This is a genomic window from Undibacterium sp. 5I2, from assembly GCF_035019605.1.
Taxonomy (GTDB): Bacteria; Pseudomonadota; Gammaproteobacteria; order Burkholderiales; family Burkholderiaceae_D; genus Undibacterium.
This window is the reverse complement of record NZ_JASJVS010000130.1, coordinates 1-1,906: the sequence shown is the minus strand read 5'-3', so window position 1 is coordinate 1,906 and position 1,906 is coordinate 1. Positions and strand designations below refer to the sequence as shown.

The 1,906-nt window shown below is 46.4% G+C and carries 2 protein-coding genes and 1 pseudogene; 2 read left to right on the top strand and 1 reads right to left on the bottom strand.

Going from position 1 to position 1,906, the window contains the following annotated elements:
• Positions 1–635 precede the first annotated feature (635 nt).
• A pseudogene (locus QN359_RS19630) lies at positions 636–788 on the bottom strand (FitA-like ribbon-helix-helix domain-containing protein); the annotation flags it as partial.
• 122 nt (positions 789–910) lie between these two features.
• On the opposite strand from QN359_RS19630, the gene QN359_RS19625 reads away from it, so the two are divergent.
• A complete protein-coding gene (locus QN359_RS19625) occupies positions 911–1,345 on the top strand; it encodes a DUF1016 N-terminal domain-containing protein (RefSeq protein WP_322247383.1) in 435 nt (144 codons plus the stop codon).
• Positions 1,346–1,481: 136 nt separating this feature from the next.
• Positions 1,482–1,781, top strand: coding sequence for a PDDEXK nuclease domain-containing protein (locus tag QN359_RS19620; RefSeq protein WP_322247384.1), 300 nt, complete (start codon positions 1,482–1,484; stop codon positions 1,779–1,781).
• Positions 1,782–1,906: the final 125 nt, after the last annotated feature.

Genomic DNA, 1,906 nt, shown 5'->3' with positions numbered 1-1,906 from the left:
GCCGCCCATGATTTACGAAAAAGAAATGGCAGAAAAAAAACCTATTGATGTGTCCGAAATAACTTGACCACTACAATGAGTCAAGCGCTAGCGGTTACTGAAGTGGGGCATTGGGGAGGAAATGCAGCAAAACCCGGGTCGGAAAAACATTTGCTTGAAGGACACTCTACTCGGAATGAAAATAAATTTTCATCTGTATGTGTATGAGTGTTGTTGATTTGTAGCAAATTGTTAAAACTAAATAGATGATTTATAAATAGTTTCTTTTGAGCATATTTAATTTCGGATATTGATGCAATACATCAGTATTGCTTCAATTTATTGGAATTTGTTTCGATTGGTCTACATTCGACTGTGCGTGCGTCTGTTGGGTAAGGGCTTGTCAGCCGGAACCGCCGCCAGGCTGCGGGCGATATGTGCCACTGGATTCCCGCCTACGTGCGACTGGTGAGGCGAGAACAGGCCAGGTCGATTACGCATCCTCGCATCCACGCATCTACCCAGTCGCCCAATTCGTCATTGCCGCGCAGGCGGCAATCCAGTGGCGCGCACGCGCCTTTTATATCTGTGCTGCTCAGGCGCAGCAGGACGTGTGCATTTCACAGAAAAAAAAGTGCCCTTGATCGACCCGCCCACCCTGAAGCCGAGAGGGCATCACCCAGACGAACGCGTGTCTCTGGCTTGACCGCTACTGCTAGAATTTCGCGGACTTCGGCTTCGGTGCTACGCCCATGTTGAGCGGCCTGCACCCGCAATGCGCGGTGTACCTCGTCGGGCAGATTTCGTATTTTTGCATGCTCAGTTATTTAATTATTAAATCGTATTTTATGATTGACTTTGTTTATTTTCGGTTTTACGCTGATTCGTATTGCGTGAGTGATTTTAGCAAAATAATGCAAAAGGAAATTAAATGACGTCAGTTCAACTATCTGCTTATGCTGACTGGTTATCAGATCTTAAAACACGAATTCGAACCGCGCAAACGCGTGCAGTCATAGCTGTTAATAAAGAACAAATACACCTTTACTGGCAAATTGGTAAAGATATTCTTGAGAAGCAGTCGCGGCAAGGATGGGGTGCTAAGGTGATTGATCAATTAGCGGCTGACCTAAATAAAGAATTTCCCGGCATTAAGGGTTTTTCCAGTCGAAATCTAAAATATATGAGGGCATTTGCAGAGGCATACTCTGATGAGCAATTTGTGCAGACAGTGTCTGCACAAATCAGTTGGTCGCATAATTGTGCTCTGCTTGACAAGCTTCAGCTAGGGAAGCGCAGATTTAATCCAAGCGGTTTGTCCGCTGCCACTGAGGCGCACTGCTGCGTTGCCTTTCGGTGTCAATAGTCGACTATTGACACCGAAAGGCGCCTTGCATTGCATCCTCATTGGCAACGGACAATTCCACAGCGATTAAATCTGCGCTTCCCTAGACGACGACCGAGTATGGTATGCAAAAGCTGCCATCACCCAAGGCTGGAGTTTGGCTATTCTTATTCATCAGATTGAGAGTCGAGCTATTGACCGTTTCGGCGCTGCCATTACAAATTTCAAAACGACACTACCATCTCCTCAATCAGAGTTAGCGCAGCAATTAATTAAAGACCCAATGATCTTTGATTTTCTGTCTTTAGGACCAAAAGCCAAGGAACGAGACCTTGAAAATGGACTGATTGAACATTTAAAAGAATTTCTGCTGGAATTGGGCAAGGGATTCGCTTTCGTTGGACGGCGATACCACCTTGGGGTCGGCGGGCAAGATTATTATCGGATTTGCGCGTAAAACCCCGTCGTTCAGAGGCTGTCGCAAATGGGTATTGAGTCGGTATCGTTACCCTAACTGGTGGCCATGTCATTCCTGCGCGCTTTTGGCAGGAACCCAGCGGCGTTCGTGGTTAACTGAAAATG